This is a genomic window from bacterium, assembly GCA_021372535.1.
Lineage (GTDB): Bacteria > Latescibacterota > Latescibacteria > Latescibacterales > Latescibacteraceae > JAFGMP01.
The window spans coordinates 17,555-38,995 of sequence record JAJFUH010000165.1 but is presented as its reverse complement, the minus strand read 5'-3'; the positions used below and the strand labels follow the sequence as shown (position 1 = coordinate 38,995).

Sequence of the window (21,441 nt, the reverse complement as noted above, 5' to 3'; positions counted from 1 at the left end):
CATAATCGTTAATAGAGCTTCTTCCCGCCTGCAATTCCGCTGATATCGAGCAGATACATCTGCCTGCCAGCGCCGTCGTGCGGAGAATCGATGACAACACTCATGCCGTCCGGGCTGAAACGGGGATGCGTATCGACACGGAATTCCTTGTCGAACTGGTATTTCTTGTGCATGAACACATTGGCAACCGGAACCCGTATCCCCGTGGCGATGTGATAGAGATAAACATGCTGGAGACGGTCTGCGCCGGGATATGTGTCGTTGAGGATCCACTCACCGCCCGGGAGATAGGTGCAGTGTCCGTTGACGGTCATGACATCCGGGCCCACCGCTTCACCCTTTTTCGAGCCGTCGTCGCTGAACAGGTAAAAGCGGTCTCCGTGCGAGGGGAGCTTTGTCCATGCAAGAATGTGTGTGGTATCCCGCCAGATAAAATGGGAGGTGTAGCCGGAATCATCCACCACCCGTATATCGGAGCCGTCCGGTCTGGCGGTCAGCATTCGGGTGTCGAACGGCGTCGACGGGTTGGAAGCACGGTATTCCCCGATCCGCCAGCGGTTCAGAAAGATGAACCGTGAGCCATCCTTATTGAACAGGAGATGGTTGAAATAGTGCTTCTTGTCCGAAATGTCGCCTTTCGGATAGGGGATTTTGAGCATATCGGCGACAGAAATAATAAGTTTGAGTTCGCCCGTTTCGAGGTTGGCGCGGTAAATCCCGGCGTCTTTCGGTGCGAGAACGTCTTTGTTTTTGTCGGGTATTCCGGCATATCCGTATCCGGGTCGCATATCGTTTATCCTCTGAAAATCAACAGTCACCGCTGTATGGCCATCGGGGCTCAGCGTATAGATCGGGAAAGGAAGAGTCCTCTTTTTCCCGGTGAAAACGTCGAGAATATGACAGACAAAACGGTCGCCATCACGGTCGTTCCAGACGATTTCCGAAGCCGATCCGGGCCGCCACTGGAGCATGCAGCCCTGCTGCCAGTTCCATGCCCTGCTCTCGCCGAGCTCGATCCACCGGTCATTGTCCCTCAGATCGATCATACCGATCTTGATTACATCCTCCGGTTCGGGCGAACGGTCCTCGAAATCCACTTCCATGCCGAGTACATAGCGGCCGGAGGGATCGAACTGAAGCTTGTCATAGTACCCAAACCAGTGGTATTTCGGTCCCTGCGTAATCGGGTGAACCGGCACCCACGCCTCGATTCTTATTGGTAACTCCTCACTGTTTACAGGATTCAGAACCTTTTCCTGAGCGCCTGGCGACGACTGGATGCAGAAAAAGGCCGTAATAAGCGGTATCAATGCTGTGGATTTCATGTGTTGTCCCTCCTGGTTATTGTAATGTACATGCTAGAATTTCATTGTAGCTTTTTCTATGAGATGTATCGCCCGCCTTGCATTATATTCCCATATCGAATTCGTAAAGTCAAGATATTTCACTTTATCCGGATGATAAATATCATTATACTTATAAACACCTTGTCATAATACACATTGTAAGTTATTGTCTGTTCACGCATACTGTTCGATCATCCGTTTTTCAACCAATAAAAGGATTCATTTCTCAACGTCGGAGGTAGCGAATGTTCAGGTATAGACGCATACTCGTTTTTCTATCCGTTGTTTCGTTGATTTCCATGACAGTTGTATCTCTGTCGGAATCGGCCGAACGTCAATATGCCCCGGACCGGAAGGTCGACATCATCCATGTCACCATCGATGTCACACCGGATTTCAAGTCCCGCACCATTGCGGGTACAACCACGATCAGGTTCGTGCCCATCGCAAAACCGCTTGTCGAGCTGAGCCTGAATGCGATCGATCTCACTGTTACATCGGTGACCTCGACAGCAAAAATCGAGGGGTATACGGCCGATGACAAGCTGCTCACCATCACCTTCGATCCGCCTGTCCAGCCCGGAACGGAAGCCTCGATTACGGTTTCCCACGAAGCGGAGCCGAAAAAAGGGCTGTACTTCCGCACGCCCGAGATGGGATATCGTCCCGAGGACGCCCATCTGTGGTCTCAGGGTGAAATGCACGAGGCGCCGTACTGGTTTCCCAACTACGATTACCCGAACGAACGGTTCACTACGGAGGTTATCTGCCATGTTCCCGGTGACATGGTCGTCCTGTCAAACGGAAGGCTTGTCTCGGAGCAGACCGACCCCGCGACCGGACTCAAGGCTGTCCGCTGGCTGCAGGATAAACCGCAGGTCAACTACCTCATAGCCCTCGTTGCGGGCAAGTTCAAAAAGATCGAATCGAACTACCGTGACATTCCCCTCGCGTTCTATACACCCTCGTCCCAGATCGGGCAGGCGCCGAATTCGTTCAGGAATACCGCCGACATGATGGGATTCCTTGAAAAAGAGATCGGGATACCGTATCCCTGGGACAAGTACTATCAGGTGGTTGTGGACGACTTCACCTGGGGCGGCATGGAAAACACCACCCTCACCGTGCTGACCGACCGTACCCTTTTCACTGACGAGACGGAGAATATCCGGTCGAGCCAGGAACTTGTCGTGCACGAGATGGTTCACCAGTGGTTCGGGGATTACATCACCTGCAAGGACTGGAGCCATACCTGGCTCAACGAGGGTTTCGCGACATACTACGCCCTTTTGTACGATAACTACAAGAACGGTCATGATTCAATGCTGTACGGCCTCTACGATGACGCCCGGAATGTGCTCGCCGACCGTCCCGTACACAAGCCGATTGTATACCGTGAATATGCCTACGCCGAGGAGCAGTTCGATTACCGGACTTACCCGAAGGGAAGCTGGGTGCTCCATATGCTCAGGACCGAGCTGGGCGAAGACCTGTACCGGAAATGCATCAGGACATATGCGGAACGCTATGCCCTGACCAGTGTTGTAACCGAGGACCTCAGCGCGGTTGTCGAGGAAGTGACCGGCCGCTCGTACGACCGGTTTTTCGACCAGTGGGTTTACCATGCCCGTCATCCCGACCTCACCGTAACCTACAGCTGGTCAGAAAAAGAAAAGCTCGCGAAAGTGACGGTCAGGCAGACCCAGAAAGTGGATGACAACGTCATGCTCTTTCATTTCCGCACGAAGGTACGATTCGTGGTTGACGGTAAGCCTATTGATCGGGTCATCACAATCGACAGCGCCGGGCACGATTTCTATTTCTCGCTTGAAAATGAGCCAGCCATCGTCCGTTTCGATCCCGAGTATGGCATTTTGGCGGATATCACCTTCGACAAGCCGGAGAATATGCTCTATGCCCAGCTTGCCGACACCTCGGATGTCATAGGCCGTCTGCTTGCCATCGAAGCGCTCAGGAAAAAGAACGATCAGAATACGGTGTCGAAGCTGAAGGATGCGCTTACGGGCGATCCGTTCTGGGCCGTCCGGGTGAAAGCGTCGGATGCGCTTCGGAATATCCATACGAACGAGGCGTTCGATGCGCTTGCCGGATCACTCGATCAGACGGATGCGCGTGTCCGCCTCCAGGTCGTTACCGACATCGGCGGCTTCTACCGTCCCGAAAGCCTCGAAGCCACAAAACGGATTCTCAAGAATGAGCACAATCCCGATATCCTCTACGAGGCGATATGCAACCTCGGCAGGTACCATCACAAGGATACCCAGAAAATCCTCGTGGCATATCTCAACTCGAAATCGTACCGTAACAGACTCGCCGATGGCGCTGTCGATGCGATCCGCACGCTCGACGATCCTTCGTACATCCCGCCGCTCATGAAAACCCTCAAGGGAAGCGAGCGCGAGTTCACCTCGCGCAGTTTCGGCCTGGCGCTCGACACCCTTGCGTTCATAGCACGAAACGAGGACGACCGGACTGAAGTGCGTGAGTTCATTGCCGGGTATGTCAACCATCCCAAACGCAACATACGGCAGCGTGCTATAGGCGCTCTGGGAACACTCGGCGACCCGAAAGCCGTATCGATAGTCGAAACGTTCACCGGCGATGATACCGAGGATACCATCCAGAGCGCGGCGAAAGAGTCCCTCAAAAAACTCCGTGAACAGAAAAAGGTGGCTCCCGCAGAGATCATTTCTCTTCGCGAGACGGTGGACGAGATCCGTAAAGAGAACGAGACCATGAAAAAAGACCTGGAGGATATAAAGAAACGCCTCGATGCCCGTGGGGAAAATAATGATAACCGTAAAAATGAATAAAAAAGAGAAACATCATGGAACGCGGATGTGCGCGGATTATTTTATTAAACACTTTTCTTTTTATACCAAGGTTCCGGGGGATTTTTCATGATTCGATACGAAACGATTATCCATGAACCTTATTACAATCATATTTCATGTCCTTTTCTTTGCTCGTCCGAAGAAAAGGACGAAAAGAAAGGACGCCCTGTGAAAAGTCTCTTCCCCCGTTCGCTTCGTATTTTTCGGGAAGCGCAGAACTCGCTTTGCTCGGACATGCTGCGCTTCTTTTCCGAAAAATGCTTGCTCACCGGGGACTTTTCAAAGGGTTACCGACGCCGGTAATACAACGGGCGCCACAATATGTTAAAGTTTTATTGCTCAAGATAACGCCATGTCACTTCACCATCACCATCTTCCCCGTAACCGTCCGCCCGCCGCTGGTCAACCGTGCGAAATAGAGTCCCGCCGAGACTGAGCTGCCGCTGTCGTCCCTGCCGTCCCACACGGCGGTGTGATGACCGGCGGTCATATTCTCCGATACGAGCCCGCGGACTTTCTGCCCGGCGATGTTGTAGATAGAGAGAGTCGATGAACCGGCTTCCGGCAGGGTGAACTCGATGGTCGTCGAGGGGTTGAAGGGGTTGGGGTAGGAACGGATGACGGGGAGCGTTTCAGGTTTCGTTTCGTTTTCATCCACCGATGTTGTTATCATTTCACCGGTGTATCGTGACACTCCATTATCGGTTCCGAACCAGATGGTGTTGTTTTTCTCGACAGCAATGGTATTGACTTTATTATCACAGAGGCCGCTGTTACTTGTGTTGAATGTCGTCCATGTTTCGCAGTCGAAGCGGCAGACGCCGGCATCTTTAGTACTGATCCATTTGACGTTGTTACGGTCGACAACGATGTCCCCCCAAATTTTATTGCTGGCAAGACCTGAATTTTCCGGCGTATACAACGTCCAATCACCATTATTATAAGAAGCAAAATTATAGCCTCCATCATTTGAATATACACTTAACCAGATAACATCATCATAATCGACGGCAATATTGCCATATCCATGATAGGTGCCATCATATGATGTGTACTCATGCAGGACAGATCCGTCATATCTATACAGGCCATGACCAGCCATCCAGATATCATGATGTGAATCCATGGCTAACTTTCTGATCTGGAGAGATTTAATAATAAAATTGAAATTTACTCCATCATATGTTATAACATCAGGAGGATAATTGAAATCACCTCCATCTGCAATCCACATTAAGCCATCATCAAACAGTAAATCGTTGATATAATCCATTCCTGCTGCAAAAAATGTTGTTCTTTTATCATCTTTAAAACTGAAAAGTGTGCCGCCCGATGCTAACCAGACTACATTTTCAGGATCGATGGCAATAATTATATAATCAATGCCGCTTAATTCGGGTATTTCCCGCCACATAGTATCGTCATATGTCGATACTGTTCCATATGGACTGCTGCTTTCAAATTGGTTAACCCACTTTACGTTGTTCCGATCGATAGCAATATCCGTTATTATGTTATAAACGGGTCCTGCCGAATAAAATTTCGTGTGAGAACGGAACTCTTTACCGTCAAAACTGAGTAAACTATATTCAGTGCTGATCCAGACAACACCGTTTTTCCCGCATACGAGATCTTTTACTATTCCATCAAATGATCCCTTTATATCCTTATACTGTTCTGTTTTCCCATTATGATAAGATACAAGCCGAGACTGATCTGCAAACCAAACCGTCCCGTTTTTATCTACATCTATAACATCAAAGGAACCAAGACTGTCTGGGTATTCGAATACTGTTTTCCCCATATCGTTATATGATACAATGGTTGAATCAGAGGGGAACCATACCAGACTGTCTCCGGGGGCAACTGCTATATCTTTAAATTTATCCGCATTTATTTCCGGTATGTTATCACCGATTCTGATGACATCGGAACCTTCTATGCGGAGAAGATAATTACTCAATTTTGCGCGACTGCTCCCTGCCCACACGACACCATTGCTTCCTGCGTTTATACAGCTAAAAGCCCCCTTCTCTATCAAGCGCCATTCCTCACCATTAAAAGTTACAATACCGCCGGAAGAAGCCACCCATACCGTATTATCGGAATCAACCGTTATATCGTAAAATATGGCGGATATAATATCGTTCCGTGTGAACGATTTCCATGATGAACCGTCAAATCTGGAAATACCGATGTTCGTTGCAAACCATATAACGCCGTCAGGTCCTGGGGCAATTGCATTGACCGTATTGTCGATTAAACCATCGTCGACGGTGTAATGGCTCATATCACCCGTTACGGAATCATACCGAAAGGCGCCATAATCAGTTCCGCACCAGATGTACTTGCCATCGACCGCGAGACATCCTGAAGCAGGAGGCGGCGAACGGAAAGTCGTCCATAATTCATCTGCCATGGTGGAAAAAACAGATATAAGTAACATTAAAATCGCTATACAGGTTATTTTCATGATATTCCTTGATCAAAATTGGTAAGCAGTCAACCCAGCCTCATAATGAAGGCTGGGTTGATGCAGTATGTTGTACTATTCATTAAAAATCACGGTACCATTGCGAGTAAAAATACAACTGATCGTCATAATCAGTCACATCCTTGGTGAAATATATTTTTTTACAATTGTTACCACCGGATGTATCATGGACAAGAGAATACATATAGTTTTCATTTCCAGTGCCATAATCCCCGGCAAGCGCCAGAAATATTATATATGCGTAGTTGCCAGTATAATAATTTGTTGGATTACTCGAAGAACCGTAATACAGTTTAGACAACTGTGAATTGTTATCATAAACGGCAGTTACAAGGTTTCCCCGTGCAAAACACATGGACGATACATAACCTGAGATATCATTCCCTTGTTTTGTTGCATTATTTAAATCATTGAGAGTACCGTTATATATCTTTGATGTACCATTCTTATACGTTGCAAAAACAATATCAGTTCCATTACATGCTATAGCAGTAATGGAATCAGCAAATGTAAATGATTTATATAATTTCAATGAATATGTCAAGTCAGATGTAGTACTCTGATATATTCTGACTTCTGAATTACCGGTATCACGAATAGCGGTTAGAAAAGAATTATCGTCATAGGATGAAAGGGCAGTCACTGTTTCGTATTGACCAACAGACAAGTAATCTGACGGATTTGCTCCATTATCAAAATCACCATCAATATAGTCTTTATACACACGTTGTGTGCCCGAATATTGCGTACAGAAAACCACATAAGCAGAAGTTGTGCACATATCACCCTGACAATAGTAATTATCCGCTGAAAATCCATATCCATTATCTGGACTAGGAGCGTTTGGGTTTGGCAATATAATAGCTTCAGTATGACTGCTGTTCTTTTGCGCCGCATAAAGATCATTAGCCGATGACTTATAAGCAAGACCTTGTATGTGCTTTGTATCGGCAGTGGAGAATTCGTAAATGGTATTATCCTCAAATAATTTTATATGGTTTGCGGTTGGCCGAAAGGGGCCCAGATATTCATTTTCATTTATGACACCATAACTATCGTCAAATGTGTTATCAGTAACTATCGTTTCCGAACTGTAATAGGTAACATATTCATCATAAATGAAACCGGTATTTGCACCATGAACGGTGTTTCCGATAATATCAGTACTGATACATCCATCTTTTAGTTTTAGCGGAATCCCTTTCCCGTTATTTGTTATATTGTTATATTTAATTTCCGCGTCTGATGCATAATTCAGGTAAATTTCATGGGCACCCACGCTTGCAAAAGGATTACCGTAAAAATTATTATAGTTAATCTTTACATTATAGAGCCTGTTGGATGACTCAGTTTTCGGCCATCCACCCCCGACTATCGAGTAAAAATCGTAACCACCTCCATAGAAAGCATCGCTTCCGAAATTGGTGAAATTACAGTAAAGTACCTGGGTGCCATCTGCATCGGGTGTTATATATATTACATTATTTGTTTTAACGGTGTCGCCTGTTGCGTAGTAATACCCATCAAAAGTGATGTCATTTATCTCCACATCCGTCTGGTCGATGAGCATTATATCATCAAGATCGTTGCCACCTTCTGCTGGGTAGTCGTAATTAAACCCGATTATTGTTGGATCGCCGTCTTCTCTCTCTATCGTTATTTGTTTATCTACAAATATTTGAACATGGCGGACTCCATCCCATATTTCTCCACCACCTCCCGGTGTATTAAATTTTACTTCAACAAAATCGCCATCCATTAATTTGACAATATCATTGGTGCTGCATTTTGATATCGCATATTTGATAGTCCTGTACGCCTGACCTGTGCTTTGGCCCCAACTGGGGTCGGGGACATCATAACCATTGACAGGATCGACATAATAAGTTGTACACCATACGATACCGTTTATTGAGAACAGCGCGATAGTTATAAGAGCGATTCTTAATATATTTTTCATTGTATTCCTCCATCAAGAATGACTGAAATATATTTTATCTTGTAAGCATAATACGATGGTGTAATACTGTTTCGCCCATTTTAAGCCGGAAAAAATAAACACCCGATGCCACGGGTGTTCCTGCATCGTTCTGTCCGTTCCATACCGCCGTATGAATACCCGGCATCATGTTTTCGGTAACAAGAGTACGGATTTTCTGACCGGCGATATTGTACACATCGAGGCTTACATAGCCGCTTTCCGCAATGACAAACTCGATTGTGGTCTCCGGATTGAAGGGATTGGGATAGTTACCGACAATTTTCATCTGGGTCGGCTGTGATGATTTTTTCATGATTTGCGGTTGATCGGATAACCTTGTCGTCATGGCATCACGGGCACCTACCCATTTTTTACCCACTGTATCCGTATGAATTGCCCGAACATATACATCATTTTTAAGATTACTTTCAAACCGGGTATAGCTCACCCAATTATTACCGTCATAACTCCACATACCCATCGTTGATCCAAACCACAATGTTCCATCCTTGTCGATGTCAATCGTGTAAATACATCTGGTATCGAGAATGTTGTGTTTTGTCCTGGCAGAATATACAGTCCATGAGCTGCCGTTAAAACTCGATACACCACGCCTCGTCCCGAACCACATGGTGTGGTTGCCGTCTTCTTTGATCGCCAACACAAGGTTGTGGGATATTCCACTGTTTTCAGTATTGTATGTTTTCCATGTTACGCCATCGAAGCACGTGGCGCCTCTGTCGGAGCCAATCCATACATTACCATTTTCACTGAATGCAATTGCGGTAATCTTATTGCCAGGAAGGCCGTCCTTTTCGGTCAACGTTTTCCATGATGTGCCATCAAAGATAGACACTCCCTGATCGATCGTCCCGAACCACTTGACATTGTTTTTGTCCACTGCAAGCGCTATCACATAATTGCTCACCAGTCCGCTATTTTCTGTCGTGTATATATTCCACTTCACACCGTCGAAGCTCGACACACCTCTTGGTGTTCCGACCCAGAGAACCCCATCCTTATCGAAAGCTAGTTCCCGCGCCTCGTTATTAACCAGCCCGTCCTTTTCACCATACACGGTCCAACTCTCGCCGTCATACCGCGCCACTCCGCCGCCGTCGGTGCCGAACCACAGCACACCGTTCGCGTCCTCGGCAATCGCCCGTACTTCGTTGGCCGGAAGACCGTCCGCCGTGGTAAACTGTCTCCAGCTTCCGTCTCCGGCTGCCGTTGCGGCGTACAGGCATGCCATGATAAGCATTGCACAGAATAATCGTTTTTTCATGATTTTACCCCCATTTTTGATGATTTTTACATATATGACGGATATTTTCCGTCGTATACATCAGTTTTAGCGGGAATACATGATATGTTAGTACAGGTAATAGGCGCATATTATCTATAATAATGATAATAAAGCCCTTGTATTACTATTATTACGAACAATATTAATATTAGTACTAATATATGGGTGGATAATGAAATAAAATGTGATGCAGATCACAAAATTTGAAAATAATGAGAATATATTTGCTGATATTTTTTAAAGTCTGATTAATTCACGGATATAAATGCATTCCACGTTTTGACTTGTTATGTTGCAGTCGGGGATGAAAAGAGTTTGCAGGGGGATTCAATGCAGAAAAAATGGGGTGTTTTTGGATCTTTTCTGCGAATTATCAGGATTAGAAAGTCCTGCAGGGGCAATTCATGAATTACCCCTGCAATCAAGTCGGAATTATTTGTTAAAATGCATCACCACAATGCGATATATAATAATAGATTATTTATACTATCTTCCTGTCTTGAGTGATAATCAGTCATCGATATAAAAAAGCTCTATAAAAAAACAAATCCGCGTAAATCCGCCCGATCCGCGCAAATCCGCGTTCCATTGCAATTCATGAACAGATCGGGTTATCGGACGGATTCATCATTTCGACGGGCTGACAAAATCGACATATTTGTGCTGCCGCAGGAACTTGTAGTAGTTAATCAGGTCGAAATTCCTGACCGGTACTCCCGCTTCGAGCTCGACCAGTTTCTTTATATCGTTGAGATTCCGCTTGCCGTCGCACCACCAGTATGATGCCGATGCCCAGTTTGTCGCCGACCACCAGTGCGGAGATGATTTTACTTCCTGCCACTGGTCGACGGGGATTTCCGCAAGGAACAGGGTGGCGAAGTAGTTCCGTTTAGGAATGATGGTCGCGGCTTCCTTCTCCCACTGTCCTTCCTGCTTTTGCGGCATGACAATCTTGACCGATGCGGTTTTGGCTTTCGATGACGCCATATCACGGAGCTGTCTGGTCAAAGAAACGCTGAATTCATCGAGAGAACGGGCATAGTACACCGTCGCATCGTGGGTCTCGTTCTTTTTGTCGGCGGGAACGATGCGTCCGATGCTGTCGAGCGCCTTTTTCTGGAGGTCGGTGTAGTACTGTATCCGCTCGATGCCGTCCGCAAGCGCCGTACCGAGCGCGGCGCCGTCACCTGCCTTCATGAGAGTCGCATCTGCCTCCGCCGCTTTTTCCGCGACAATTCCGATGCCACGTTCGAAGGTGAGGTTCGCGATCCATGGAACCTCTTCGGTTCCCGCATTTGCCATATAGTAGAGATATGCTGCGACAATGAAACTCAGTTCACGGAGTGAACGGGGATCGATTTTATCGATGGTATCCATCGAGTTATGATGGAAATGAGTACCTTCGCTCATATAGACCCAGTTCGTGGGAACACCGATCATCGGCTCACAGAAGTAGGTGTCGGTACCCATGGAATAGGGCCCCGTTTTCCAGTGTCTTGTAGGAGCATACCGTTCATAATACATCCTGACTATTTCAGGGAAAACTGCATCGGTGAAGGTCGGGCATACATTCGGATTTGTATGTATCGTAATGGACGTTGTATGGAGATTGTAATCGGAAGCACCTGTATCGAGGTTGATAGCGGCTATCGTTTTGGTCTGTAATCTGTCGAGGAATTTCTGCACATAGGGCAGCGACCCGTAACATTCCGCGCCGAGCAGTACCCGTATCGACCGTTTTGGACGAGGGAGTTTTCCCGAACGAATCAGATCGTTGAGTGTTCCGACAATCTCAAGAATCGCCGAAGAACCCGCCGAATCATCGTTCGCACCCCATTCATTCATGTGCGATGTAATCAGAATCTCTTCGCCATCCGCATCCGTTCCTTTTATGAGGCCCACGACATAGGGCAGTGAATCATCGGTATAGTACCTGCTGTCGATGATCGCGCGTACTTTGACCTTTCGACCCCCGCGGAGGAGGTCACGGAGGTAGTTGGCTTTTTTCTGCGATATGGAAAAGCCGAAGTTGTTCTTGCTGTCGTAATCGGTCATCCACCAGCCTCCGGGGATGTCCGACCAGCCGTTGAGCCACTGGTTTGCGTTTACGAAATCCTCGTTGGGGCTTTCGATGGTATCCCCCACGAACCCGAGAATGCCATTCGGGTCGAGATACCGTTTGAGAGCCCGTGTCCCCGCCGATGTCAGCACGATCTTCCCTCGTGCATTGAGCCTGCTCAGCTCGGCGGGATCGGAGGTCTCCATGAGCACAATCTCGGTCTCGATGCCCCCGGGAGGCGTTGGGGCGCTCCATGCATTGAGCGATGTCGGGTTATCACGGTAGTTGCAGAGATACCGGAACTCGTCGGGCAGGTTCGCGGGTTCGATGACCTCGAGAGTCGCCTGTTTCGCTTCCCAGCCGATGGGATTTGTCCATGCGCCCGACATGGTGCGGCCGTCAGCAGGCGTCCCATATATCACTGCTTCATCGTAACCGCGTTCTTTCATGATGGTCTGCGCTTCCTGTATCGCTTTTTTCCATTCGGGAAGGTTCGTCCACTTGTCGTGCTGCCACAGCCTCATCACATAGTCGCGCGCTCTGTTGCCGGAGACTTCGCTCTGAATCGCCTGAAAAATCCGGTCGAAATCGGCCCCATGAATATGTGCGGGGAACATCGATATAACGACAATTGTCATGCACCCTGCAATAACCTTTCTGAACATTACAAGCTCCTTTCCCTGTATCAATTATTGTCAGCGGATTCCGGTATCCGGTATAGTGTTAGGTTTCGTAAATTCTTTCACAACTTTCCCGTTGAGTTCCCCAACGGTAAAAACCACAGCATATGTTTCTCGTTCCCTTTGCCCCTCTGTCTCTCAGTCTCTCTGCTTCTTGATATCCCCATCATTTCCCGCCCTCGTTGATCCAGATATCGAGGCGTGGAGCTTCCCATGTATAGGGTTTTCCAAGGATGTCATAATCGCCGTCCCCGTCGAGGTCTGCAATCCTCGATTCATGAAGGCCGTAACCGGTATCGACAACGGTTTCGGTAAAATTCCCGAGCCCGTCACCGAGCAGGATGCGGATTTTTGCATCCGGATTGCCGCCGCCCAGGCGCATCTCGGCGTTAAAGATGTCGAGGTTCCCATCACCATCGAAATCCACTATCGCGAGCGAATGTCCGTTGTCTACCTCGTCAACGAGCACTTTCCCGACCCATGTTCCCTTTTTCCATTCGTACATCATCATGGGGGCGAGCCCGTCGCCGACAACGAGCACAACCTCTGGACGGCCGCCCCTGACAAGCTGTCCGGCCGCCGAGCGCGAGAATGAATACCCAGCATCGATTATGTTCGGTACATATGCCGATCCGGAAGTATTTTTGAACCACCGTCCGCCGCCGACAATATCAGGCACACCGTCGCCGTCGATATCGGTCTTTGAAAGCCCCTCGTGCTCGTTGATCGATTTCCAGCCCGGATAAGTGCCGCGCTGTTCCATTTCGCTGTCGCCGCCGTATGTGTAGATCGCCGTGCATTCCCACGAGCGGGCCGTTCCGGGATTGTCGGGCAGAGAAGCGCACCAGAGCGTGCGGGCACTCTGATTCCAGAACACGAGCTCCGTTTTCCCGTCGCCGTTGCAGTCGATAAACATGCAGTCATGGTGCTTGTTTCCGCCGGAGCTCTTGATTTCGTGACGGTTCCACGGCACAGCGGGATTATAGTCGGGAAAGGGATTTTCCCACCACCAGACTCCGTTGCTCCGGGCGTCGCCGCCGAAAACCACATCGAGGTCACCGTCGCCGTCGATATCGTAAGAATCCGATCCCGCCTCTATATGGAGCGGAGTGTCATCGATGACATACCGTGTCCAGCCATTGACGCTCCTGCGATACCAGACCACGGAGGGTGCTTGTGTACGCTCGGTTATGAGAAAGTCGTTGACTCCGTCCTTGTCGACATCGAACACGGCTGTTGCAGTCTGCTGATTGCCTGGATTCGGAGCGGGAATGTCGCCGTTAGCGCTTGAAAGGTGCTTCCATGTAATTCGGGACGGCTGCTGCGAAAAAACGGGGAAAGTCCATAAAGTTATCAAAACAAAGAACATTCCCCCGACCAGTATATAACTTCTCATACTCTGACTCCCTGCAAAGGCGTGTTTACGGCAATGCAGTGCTCTATAAACATTCCCTGTTTTTGTGAAAGCATTGTTCATTTTTCAGTTCTTCTGTGATAATAGTATCTGTAAAATCTCATGATGAATCAAGCATCCTTTTTCAGACCGAATGGTTCATTCACGTCGAAACCTTTGAAGTAATTATTTAAAACATGTTCGAATGCCTGATATAATGTTTTTCTTCCTTCTCCTGTTTACGGGAGAGGGACCGAGGGTGAGGGTAATAATTCTATGAAATACGGTAATTGCCCTTATCCCTGACCCTTCTCTCATGCGGGGGAAAATGGAACGAATGACCAATACGGGTATGATCTTTTCGTTATTCAAAGGTTTCTTTATATGCACGATAATGGAGTAAGCATGCTTGTGAACTGATTCCAAACAGCCTACCCATACATATGTCTGCATCGCTTTACGGAATAGGTTGCCCGGTATGATATACCGGATTATATTCATAATGGAAATGAGCACGATTATTCGGAAGCAGGTCACATATACCAATGAGGGAACGAGCAATGAGAAAATCCACCGGTATGAACCGCCGGACCGTCTTCAAAACCGGAATTGCCGCCGCATCGTCGCTGGCGTTCGTGCGTCCGTCATCACCTTCGGGACTCATACGATCTACGGGGAAACCGTCCGGTGCTGCCGCATTGAAACGTGAAGACCACCGCGTGGACTTCTGCGTGGTCGGCGGCGGAATCGCGGGAATGTGCGCCGCTATCGCCGCTGCCCGTCACGGCGCAAAGGTGGCCCTCGTGCAGGATCGCCCCGTGCTCGGCGGGAACGCATCGAGCGAAATCCGCATGCATGTCTGCGGAGCCCATGGCGAAAACAACCGTGAGACCGGTATCATCGACGAAATACAGATGGAGAACTGTTACCGCAACCCGACCTCGAACTACTCGCTATGGGACAGCGTGCTGTACGAAAAAGTGCGGTTCGAGCCGAATATCGAGCTCTTTCTCAACTGCACCTGCAACGACATCGAAATGGACGGAACGCGGATACGGGCTGTCAAAGCCTGGCAGCTCACAACCGAGACCTGGCACCATATCGAAGCAGGTTATTTCGCCGATTGTTCGGGTGACTCGATTCTTGCCCCGCTTTCCGGCGCTGAGTTTCGCATCGGACGGGAGAGCCGTGACGAGTTCGGCGAAGACATCGAGCCGCTGGAAGCCGACCGCAGGACGATGGGCATGAGCTGTCTTTTTCAGGCCCGCGAAACGGCGAGTCCGCAGCCGTTCATTCCGCCTGCCTGGGCCTCCGTGTTTAAGAGTGACGATGATCTGCCGTACCGTGAGCACGATGTACGCACAACCAATTTCTGGTGGATGGAGCTCGGCGGCGAGGACGATTCCATCCACGACACCGAGCGTCTCCGTGACGAGCTCCTCAAGATCGCTTTCGGCGTGTGGGACCACATCAAGAATCGCGGTGACCACGGCGCCGAAAACTGGACGCTCGACTGGGTGGGCTTCCTCCCCGGAAAACGCGAGAGCAGACGCTACGTCGGGGATCACATCCTGACCCAGAACGATGTCCGCGCCGAAGGGAAATTCGACGATCTCGCCGCATACGGCGGCTGGACGATGGACGACCACAATACGGCGGGTTTCCGGCATCCCGGTGAACCGAATATCTTTCACCCGGCCCCTTCGCCCTTCGGCATCCCGTACCGGAGCCTCTACTCGCGGAATATCGACAATCTGTTCTTCGCGGGACGTAATATCAGCGCGACCCACGCCGCAATGAGCGCCACCCGCGTCATGGCGACTTGCGCCACACTCGGTCAGGCGGTCGGTGTCGCCGCTGCAATCGCCGTGAAGGATGGGCTTTCCCCGCGGGGTGTTTATGAACGAAAAACTACTCTTCTCAAGCAGACTCTCATGGACGACGACTGCTATCTTCCCTGGAACGTGCGGGAGGTTCCCGGGCTCTCGAAAACGGCGAAGCTGAGTTCGTCCGGCGGCGATACGTCGGTGCTCGTCAACGGCATCGACCGGCCGGTCGGGAACGCCGACAACGGCCTGTGGCTTCCCCGTGGTGGGTGGATCGAGTTCACGTTCAAGAGCACGGTTCAGATACAGTCCATGCGGCTTGTCTTCGACAGCGACCTGAACAACAAGTACCTGATGCCCTCGAATTATCCTCTGAACATGAAAAATCGCACGGTACCGGAAGCGATGGCCCATGTGTTCCGCGTCGATGTGCGCGGTGACGGCGGAGCATGGAAAACCATTGCTAAGGCGGATAACAATTATCAGCGCCTCGTCAGGCTGCCCCTCGATGCGAGAGCAAAAACTGTGCGGCTCGTCCTTGAAGATACATGGGGTGCCGACCGGGCGCACATATTCGCGTGCGATGTTGGGTAAAGCGGGCATTAAGAAGGCATAAGGCACAAGGCATAAGGCACAAGTAACAAGGGAAAAAAAGAAAGAGTTCTTCTATCTTCTGTTTTGACCGGACAGCTCTCCGGTGATATGAGACCATAAGGTAATTGTCGTCGAAAGGTGCGTTCATGAAAAATATTCGTGTCGCTTCGGTGCAGTTCGAACATACTTCGGGAGACAAGCAGGAAAATTTCCGGAAAATCCGTCACTTCACCGAGGAAGCGTCGCGCCGTGAGGCGGAGATCATCGTATTCCCCGAATGCTGCATAACAGGCTACTGGTTTCTCAGAAAACTGACGAAAGATGAGCTTGCGGCTCTGGCGGAGCCGATATTCGAGGGGCCTTCCTCGCAGGAGCTGCTTTCTCTTGCCCGTTTTTACCGGATGACCATCGGTGCAGGACTCGTTGAAATCGCTGACGACGGAAAGCTCTACAACACCTATGTTGTGGCCATGCCGGACGGTCAATGCCGCCGTCACCGCAAGATTCACTGTTTTATCAGCGAACACATGTCGTCCGGTTCGGAATACACGGTATTCGATACCCCGCACGGATGCCGCGTGGGTGTGCTGATCTGCTACGACAACAACATCGGCGAAAACGTCCGTGTAACAGCGCTCATGGGTGCCGAAATCCTCCTCGCTCCGCACCAGACCGGCGGCTGCAAGACTGCGAGTCCTTATGCCATGGGGCTTGTCGATCCCGCGCTCTGGCACAACCGTCACAGCGACCCCCGTGCGATCGAGGACGAGCTCCGCGGCGACAAGGGACGGGGCTGGCTCATGCGCTGGCTCCCTGCCCGCGCCCACGACAACGGGCTGTTCCTCGTTTTCAGCAACGGAGTCGGAGTGGACGATGATGAAATCCGCACCGGAAATGCGATGGTTCTCGATCCCTACGGCCGTATCATCACCGAGACATGGAAAGCCGGGGACGATATGGTGGTTGCCGATCTCGATGCTTCCCTTCAGGAGAAATCGACCGGGAGACGGTGGATTCGCACCCGCCGCCCGGAGTTGTACGAGCCTTTGACCCGTCCGACCGGAATCGAGCAGGATACCCGAAAGGTCAGGTTCGAGAAATAGAGAAACGCACAATAAATCCGGAGTCGAACAGTGAGAAACGGAATTCGTTTTATGTGTGTTGCAGTCGGTGTCATATCGGCGTTTATCGTGTTTCAGACGATCATCTACGGAGAAACCGTACAGACAGTTCGCCGCGGTCCGTCGCTTGTTTTTGTCTGCCGCGAGGATAACGATCTGTACCATGTCGTTGCCGGACGCATGAAAGAAACAGCGCGGTATGATACCGCTCTCGATGCGGTGCGGTCGGCGCCTGCAGGCTCCGGTGTGCTCATTCTTGCGGACGGATATCCGGACGAGCCGACCCCTGTCGGGCAGGAAGTTTATGAAACGGCGGCGAAAAAGAATCTCCGGCTGTATGTCGAATATCCCTCCTCGCTCCCGGGCATCGCTGTGGGGAAACCGCGGGATACCTCGCTCGAACGCGGTGTGGTGACAGCCGGGGCATTCGGCGCCGGAGTATCGGCAATGGATATCCTCTACCTCCATGGCTGCCGTTTTCTCGAAATGGAGGCTCCACATCCGCTCATCGTTATCGCGAAGGTGGCGGGATTCGACCGCGCGGTATTCGGCCTCGAAGGAACGACGGTTTATCCCGTGCTGTTCGAACTTCCCGGAAAAAACGTGCTCGTGTCCACAACAAAGCTGAGCGCCTGTATCACCGCTCGTTATGCGCCATCGGAAAAATGGGAGACGATCTGGACATGGATACTCCGATGGCTACGACCTGAAAATTCTATACCTCCGGTAGAGTGGACACCGGCCGTCCGGCCGTCATTTACCGGAGAATCACGGCTTCCCGCAGAAATCGAGGTTCAGGCGCTCCGCCGCGGTATCGACTGGTTTTTCAACGCGCGGCTGCTGATCCATCCGTCCTGGGAGAATCTCTATACCGTCGATGCGCGGACATGGAGTGACCGCATCGGGCCGATGCCCGGAGCGGAACGGCCGGTCGGGGACGGCAGCCTCGGGGTTCTCGAGGGATTCTGTTCGAGCATTTGGCGTGACGGCACCCAGCCCGTTCGCTGGTGGCGCCGCAACGACTGCAACGCAGAAACGGCCGGCGCAATGGCTTTGGCTGGTCTGGCTCTGGACGAATCCCGTTACCGCGGAACGGCGGAACATATCTGTGACTGGCTGTGCCTGAAATCAATCATGTCTCAGGGCAGCCGCGCCGACTCCGGGAATCCTTCGTACGGGCTGTTCGGCTGGAACGATGTCGAAAACTACTGGCGGGACCTTGACGGTTACGGCGTCTATTACGGTGACGACAACGCACGGTCGCTGCTCGGAATTATCGCCGCTTCGGCGGTGCTCAAAACCGACCGCTGGGACGAAGCTGTCACGAGATGCCTGATGGCGAATCTGCGAACTACGGGAACACTGGGTTTCCGTAAAAACCGGATCGATGAAGACGAACTTGTCAAAAACGGCTGGCAAAGCTATTTCGCCGATCAGACCATAAGTTACTCTCCCCATTATCAGGCATACCTCTGGGCCTGCTATCTCTGGGCATACCGCCACACGGGATATGAACTTTTCCTGAACCGGGCGAAAACGGCCATTGCCATGACCATGAAAGCCTATCCCGATTCGTGGGTATGGACGAACGGCATCCAGCAGGAGCGGGCGCGGATGATCCTGCCGCTCGCATGGCTCGTGCGCGTGGATGATACGCCGGAGCACCGTCAATGGCTCAAAATTATGACAGGGGAACTCCTGAAGTACCAGGCGCCGTGCGGGGCCATACGCGAAGAAATCGGCTCCGGGAAAGGACAGTACGGTCCTCCCGCATCGAATGCCGATTACGGCAAGGGCGAGGCCTCCCTGATACAGCAGAACGGCGATCCGCTGGCGGATATGCTGTACACGACAAATTTTGCCTTCCTCGGGCTGCACGAGGCGGCCGAGGCAACCGGGGATACCCTATACCGTGAAACGGAGAACCGGCTGGCGGATTTTCTCTGCCGCATACAGGTGAGGAGCGAAGCTCATCCTGAGCTCGACGGCGCATGGTTCAGGGCGTTCGATTTCGAGCGGTGGGAGCACTGGGGGAGCAATTCCGATGCGGGCTGGGGAGTCTGGAGCACGGAGACAGGCTGGACGCAGGGCTGGATAACCTCCGTTTTGGCCCTCCGGCGGTTGAAGACCTCGCTCTGGGAACTGTCCGGTTCAAGCAAAATCGGCAGAAATTTCGACCGTTTGCGGACGATCATGATCCCCGGTGACGTTCTGATAACGATCCCGAAGGAGAAATAATCAGTGTACCGGTTACGGTTTTTCCATCGTATATGCTGTTCGATGGTTTCCCTGTGCCATTGTTATCATCTGGCCACAGGTAAAACATGAGATTTCGTTTGACCCGATCTATTCATAAAAATTGAATAGAACGCGGATTTTGACGGATTTGTATTTTGTGTTTTTCGTATGTTAACGGCTGGTAATTTTTAAAGATAGTATAAATAATATGTTATATCATTTTGTGTCTTCGTGGCTGAATATTTTCATGAGTATTCCGGGTTAAGAAATAAAAAGCCCGAAAAGGAGATGAAACGATGCGCTCCATAACGATGCTCGGCACCGGTCTTATCGGAATGTTCTACACCATGACACTTCACGGAAAACGGCGCAGTGACAGGGTTCATACGGTTTATTCACGCTCTCCCGAACGGGCGCGGAAGTTTGCGGAAGACTGGGGCATTCCCCGGTGGACAACCGATATGGGAGAAGCGATTCACGATCCCGAGACGGATGTCGTTGTTATCGGCTTGCCCAACAACCTCCACAGGGAGGCCGCGCTCATGGCCGCCGAAGCCGGGAAAGCGGTTCTCTGCACCAAACCGCTTGCCTGCAATGCTGAGGAAGCCCGTGAGATGCTCGATGCGGTCGAGCAGGCGGGCGTGTTCCATGGCTATCTCGAAGACCTCGTCTACACTCCCAAAACACTCAAATCGATAGATTCCGTACGGAAAGGCGCTCTCGGAAAAGTGTTGTGGACACGGTCGCGCGAGACGCATCCCGGCCCGCACAGCGCCTGGTTTTTGGATATCGGGCAGGCCGGTGGTGGGGCAATCATCGACATGGGCTGCCACTGTATCGAGATCGGCAGGAATTTTATCGGGAAAGACATCAGGCCGGTCGAGGTCATGTGCTGGGCTGCCACACAAGTGCATCCTATCGAAGCGGAGGATCATGCCATAGGGCTCGTGAAGTACGAAAACGGCGCAATCGGTCAGTTCGAGGTAAGCTGGACATTCCGCGGCGGGATGGATCTCCGCGACGAAGTCTCCGGGACTGAGGGAACCATCTGGCTCGACCATTTTCTCCGCACGGGTTTCGAGATGTACACATCGGTCGGTAAAGGCGGGTATGTGGCCGAGAAAGCAGAGAGCGAAACCGGCTGGCTCTTCCCGGTCGGAGACGAGGTGCACGAGCTCGGTTATGTCGATATGTTCGCCGATATGCTCGATGCGCTCGATAACGACACCACGCCCGGGGAGACCTTCTACGACGGGTATATTGTCAATGCGATCATGGATGCCTGTTACCGCTCGGTGCAGTCGAAAAAATGGGAGCCGGTCGGGCTAGAAATCTGGCGCGGCCCGGAGAAAGCCGCGGATACTAAAGCCGCGGTCGAGTATGACAGTCAGTTTTTCCTCATCAAGGAAGAGACAATGCCCGATGGCCGTACGAAGCTGATCCTCAAGAATAAAAAGACCGGTGCAATCGTACAGAACATAAAAGAATAACAATCACTTACCCAGATATATTATTTCCTGTGAAAACCACGTTTTTTACTGTTGTCAA

General features: G+C 50.6%; 11 protein-coding genes. 5 read left to right on the top strand and 6 right to left on the bottom strand.

The genetic code is table 11. The features are described from left to right. Nucleotides 1-8: 8 nt before the first annotated feature. The gene (locus LLG96_14645) at nt 9-1,325 is read right to left on the bottom strand and encodes a hypothetical protein (GenBank protein MCE5251449.1); all 1,317 of its coding nucleotides are present in this window, start codon (nt 1,323-1,325) and stop codon (nt 9-11) included. Nucleotides 1,326-1,591: 266 nt separating this feature from the next. Here LLG96_14645 and LLG96_14640 point away from each other — a divergent pair, with 266 nt between their 5' ends. Further along, nucleotides 1,592-4,180: a HEAT repeat domain-containing protein gene (locus tag LLG96_14640; protein ID MCE5251448.1), complete on the top strand. Its 2,589-nt coding sequence runs from the start codon at nt 1,592-1,594 to the stop codon at nt 4,178-4,180. A 376-nt stretch (nt 4,181-4,556) separates the two neighbouring features. On the opposite strand, the gene LLG96_14635 is transcribed toward LLG96_14640, so the two are convergent. From LLG96_14635 to LLG96_14615, 5 genes are all read right to left on the bottom strand, one after another. Next, entirely contained in the window at nt 4,557-6,620 is a 2,064-nt protein-coding gene (locus tag LLG96_14635; protein MCE5251447.1) for a T9SS type A sorting domain-containing protein, read from the bottom strand. A 136-nt stretch (nt 6,621-6,756) separates the two neighbouring features. Beyond that, nucleotides 6,757-8,655: a hypothetical protein gene (locus LLG96_14630; protein MCE5251446.1), complete on the bottom strand. Its 1,899-nt coding sequence runs from the start codon at nt 8,653-8,655 to the stop codon at nt 6,757-6,759. A gap of 34 nt (nt 8,656-8,689) precedes the next feature. Next, nucleotides 8,690-9,961 (bottom strand): T9SS type A sorting domain-containing protein, encoded by a 1,272-nt coding sequence (locus tag LLG96_14625; protein ID MCE5251445.1) that lies wholly within the window; start codon nt 9,959-9,961, stop codon nt 8,690-8,692. Between the two features lie 648 nt (nt 9,962-10,609). Beyond that, complete coding sequence (locus LLG96_14620; GenBank protein ID MCE5251444.1) at nt 10,610-12,706, bottom strand: M28 family peptidase; 2,097 nt, start codon at nt 12,704-12,706, stop codon at nt 10,610-10,612. 181 nt (nt 12,707-12,887) lie between these two features. Continuing rightward, nucleotides 12,888-14,117: a VCBS repeat-containing protein gene (locus LLG96_14615; protein ID MCE5251443.1), complete on the bottom strand. Its 1,230-nt coding sequence runs from the start codon at nt 14,115-14,117 to the stop codon at nt 12,888-12,890. Nucleotides 14,118-14,674: 557 nt separating this feature from the next. On the opposite strand from LLG96_14615, the gene LLG96_14610 reads away from it, so the two are divergent. From LLG96_14610 to LLG96_14595, 4 genes are all read left to right on the top strand, one after another. Beyond that, complete coding sequence (locus LLG96_14610) at nt 14,675-16,534, top strand: FAD-dependent oxidoreductase (GenBank protein ID MCE5251442.1); 1,860 nt, start codon at nt 14,675-14,677, stop codon at nt 16,532-16,534. A 146-nt stretch (nt 16,535-16,680) separates the two neighbouring features. Beyond that, nucleotides 16,681-17,637, top strand: a complete 957-nt coding sequence (locus LLG96_14605; GenBank protein ID MCE5251441.1) for a nitrilase family protein — start codon at nt 16,681-16,683, stop codon at nt 17,635-17,637. A 30-nt stretch (nt 17,638-17,667) separates the two neighbouring features. Beyond that, the gene (locus LLG96_14600; GenBank protein MCE5251440.1) at nt 17,668-19,893 is read left to right on the top strand and encodes a hypothetical protein; all 2,226 of its coding nucleotides are present in this window, start codon (nt 17,668-17,670) and stop codon (nt 19,891-19,893) included. A gap of 296 nt (nt 19,894-20,189) precedes the next feature. Then, nucleotides 20,190-21,383: a Gfo/Idh/MocA family oxidoreductase gene (locus LLG96_14595; protein MCE5251439.1), complete on the top strand. Its 1,194-nt coding sequence runs from the start codon at nt 20,190-20,192 to the stop codon at nt 21,381-21,383. Nucleotides 21,384-21,441 lie beyond the last annotated feature (58 nt).

Coding starts and splice junctions, on each gene's coding strand:
- LLG96_14620 (MCE5251444.1), bottom strand. CDS start 12,706: ATGTTCAGAAAGGTTATTGCAGGGTGCATGACAATTGTCGTTATATCG.
- LLG96_14640 (MCE5251448.1), top strand. CDS start 1,592: ATGTTCAGGTATAGACGCATACTCGTTTTTCTATCCGTTGTTTCGTTG.
- LLG96_14610 (MCE5251442.1), top strand. CDS start 14,675: ATGAGAAAATCCACCGGTATGAACCGCCGGACCGTCTTCAAAACCGGA.
- LLG96_14625 (MCE5251445.1), bottom strand. CDS start 9,961: ATGAAAAAACGATTATTCTGTGCAATGCTTATCATGGCATGCCTGTAC.
- LLG96_14645 (MCE5251449.1), bottom strand. CDS start 1,325: ATGAAATCCACAGCATTGATACCGCTTATTACGGCCTTTTTCTGCATC.
- LLG96_14595 (MCE5251439.1), top strand. CDS start 20,190: ATGCGCTCCATAACGATGCTCGGCACCGGTCTTATCGGAATGTTCTAC.
- LLG96_14615 (MCE5251443.1), bottom strand. CDS start 14,117: ATGAGAAGTTATATACTGGTCGGGGGAATGTTCTTTGTTTTGATAACT.
- LLG96_14605 (MCE5251441.1), top strand. CDS start 16,681: ATGAAAAATATTCGTGTCGCTTCGGTGCAGTTCGAACATACTTCGGGA.
- LLG96_14635 (MCE5251447.1), bottom strand. CDS start 6,620: ATGGCAGATGAATTATGGACGACTTTCCGTTCGCCGCCTCCTGCTTCA.
- LLG96_14630 (MCE5251446.1), bottom strand. CDS start 8,655: ATGAAAAATATATTAAGAATCGCTCTTATAACTATCGCGCTGTTCTCA.